This window comes from Pseudoalteromonas sp. (assembly GCF_041613455.1).
Lineage (GTDB): Bacteria > Pseudomonadota > Gammaproteobacteria > Enterobacterales > Alteromonadaceae > Pseudoalteromonas.
In genome coordinates this window covers 1-2697 of record NZ_JBFJHD010000315.1, presented here as the reverse complement: position 1 = coordinate 2697, position 2697 = coordinate 1, and the positions used below count along the sequence as shown (strand labels likewise).

The following is a 2697-nucleotide window of genomic DNA, read 5'->3' as shown; positions in this document are numbered from 1 at the left end:
GTGATTTTCATTGCTTCACGAGCGGCGTCCACCGTGGCGGCATCGCCTACGGGCGGGCTCATGTAGTGCATAACGGGCTCTGCCACGCCAAAAAACATTAAGCCAATGCCCATTCCGGCACTGAACAACATGGAAAACCAACTGAGCTGGTTATAGTCGGGCGTAGAGTGATCGGGCCCTAACTTGATATTGCCATAGCGTGATAGGCCTAAAAACATCACGGTGATTAAAATGATCGCCACCGTCAGTACATAAAACCAACTGGCATTAACAACAATAATGGCTTGTAATGCATTAAAGGCGCTTTCGGCAGATTGAGGGACTAATGCGGTAAATAGCACCAGTAAAATAATCAGTGCAGAGGCTGTGTAAAACACAGGGGGATTGAGTTTGGATTGCGCTTCCACTGCGGACATTGAGATACCTTAGGTTAGCTGTTAAAAGTTGTTAAAATATAGCACAGCCTTGTTTTAAATACATATTCTTCTGTTAATTTACTGCGTGTTTGAGATTTATTCATGCCAGCGCCGCTGGCTGTGAACGCTGCGGTTAACGCTGAGACGGTTTATTATGTAGCAAAAGCGCACCGCCAGCGAGTGAACAAAAGATAATTCAGGGCATAAAAAAAGAGAACATCGTGAGATGTTCTCTTTTCTGCTTAACGATGCATACTTAGTCTTGTAAGTATTGCTGATGAAACGCTAAGTGTTGCTCAATAAAGCTACTAATGAAAAAGTAACTATGATCGTAACCTGCGTGCATTTCAAACGTAAGAGGGTAGGCTTTTTCGTTAGCGACCGCCACTAAGTTTTGTGGTTTGAGTTGCTCAGCTAAAAAGTTATCGGCGTCCCCTTGGCTTACTAGCATGGGTAGGTAGTTAGCTTGCTCGGCGTGGCGCATTAATTCGCAGCTGTCGTACTGTGCCCACGTTGCTTTGTCATCACCTAGATAGCCGCTAAATGCTTTAACGCCCCACGGACAGTTAATCGGGTTAACTATAGGGCTAAATGCCGACGCACTTACATAGGCGCTGGGGTTTTTAAGCGCGATCATTAATGCACCATGGCCGCCCATTGAGTGACCACTAATGGCTTTAGTGCCGGTGACTGGAAAGTGCTGTTCAATCAGTGCCGGTAGCTCATTCACTACGTAGTCGTACATATTAAAATGGGTATTGTATGGTGCTTGCGTGGCGTTCACGTAAAAGCCAGCACCTTGGGCAAAGTCGTAACTGTCTTCGTTAGGGACGTCTTCACCGCGAGGGCTGGTGTCGGGAGCCACAATAGCAATACCCAGCTCTGCCGCCTTTTTAAATGCGCCGGCTTTTTGCATAAAGTTTTCATCGGTACAGGTTAAACCCGACAACCAATAAAGCACAGGCACCTTATTGCTTTCGCTGGCACCGGGGGGTAAAAACACCGCAAAACGCATGGTACAATGGGTGCTGGTCGCATTATGGGTATATTGCTTATGCCAGCCACCGGCGACCTTAGTACTCGAAATATTTTCTAACATAATGTCCTCAAAAAAGCCGCTTACCTTATTCTGGTGCACGGCTTATAAACTTAACTATTAGCAGTATTAGTAATGAATGACAGTACGAATACTCTTACCTTCATGCATTAAATCAAACGCATCGTTAATTTCTTCAAGGCTCATGGTATGAGTAATAAAGTCATTAAGGGCAAATTCACCCGCCATGTAACGCTCGACGATTTCTGGCAGTTGTGAACGGCCTTTTACGCCACCAAATGCGCTACCGCGCCATACGCGACCGGTTACCAGTTGGAACGGACGTGTTGAAATTTCTTGACCAGCGCCTGCTACACCAATAATTACCGACTCACCCCAACCTTTATGACAACACTCAAGAGCTGAGCGCATTACATCGACGTTACCAATACACTCAAATGAGTAATCAACACCGCCATCGGTCATTTCAACAATCACTTCTTGAATTGGTTTGTCGAAGTCTTTGGGATTAACTAAGTCGGTCGCGCCGAGTTTAGTTGCAAGATCAAACTTCGAGGTGTTGATATCTACACCGATAATACGACTAGCACCGGCCATTTTGGCGCCAATAATGGCTGATAAACCAATGCCACCTAAACCAAAAATAGCGACGGTGTCGCCCGCTGTTACTTTCGCGGTGTTAGTGACTGCACCCATACCTGTGGTAACACCACAGCCAAGTAGGCAGATCTCTTCAAGCGACGCTTCTTTATTCACTTTCGCTAATGAAATTTCTGGTAATACCGTGTATTCAGAGAATGTAGAACAACCCATGTAGTGATAAATTGGCTCACCGTCTTTATAAAAACGTGTTGTGCCGTCTGGCATTAAACCTTTACCTTGGGTTTCACGTACTGCAGAGCACAGGTTTGTTTTACCTGAGGTACACATTTTACATTCACCACATTCTGCGGTGTATAAAGGAATAACGTGGTCACCCACTTCAACACTGGTGACACCTTCGCCTACGGCATAAACAACACCGGCACCTTCATGACCAAGAATGGCTGGGAAAATACCTTCTGGATCTTCACCGGACAAGGTAAATGCGTCGGTATGGCACACACCGGTTGCAGTGATTTTAACCATAACTTCGCCTTTTTTAGGCATCATTACATCAACTTCTTCAACCGAAAGAGGTTGGTTTGGGCCCCATGCGATAGCCGCTTTTGATTTAATAAATTC

The 2697-nt window shown here is 45.6% G+C and carries 3 protein-coding genes; all 3 read right to left on the bottom strand.

Annotated features, from left to right (window positions below):
- A partial coding sequence (locus tag ABYB02_RS16480) for a BCCT family transporter (protein ID WP_372763456.1) occupies positions 1-416 on the bottom strand: 416 nt, incomplete at its 3' end.
- Positions 417-672: 256 nt separating this feature from the next.
- The gene (fghA, locus tag ABYB02_RS16475) at positions 673-1515 is read right to left on the bottom strand and encodes an S-formylglutathione hydrolase (RefSeq protein ID WP_372763455.1); all 843 of its coding nucleotides are present in this window, start codon (positions 1513-1515) and stop codon (positions 673-675) included.
- 66 nt (positions 1516-1581) lie between these two features.
- On the bottom strand, positions 1582-2697 hold a 1116-nt coding region (locus ABYB02_RS16470; protein WP_372763454.1), incomplete at its 5' end, for an S-(hydroxymethyl)glutathione dehydrogenase/class III alcohol dehydrogenase.

Coding starts and splice junctions, on each gene's coding strand:
- fghA (WP_372763455.1), bottom strand. CDS start 1,515: ATGTTAGAAAATATTTCGAGTACTAAGGTCGCCGGTGGCTGGCATAAG.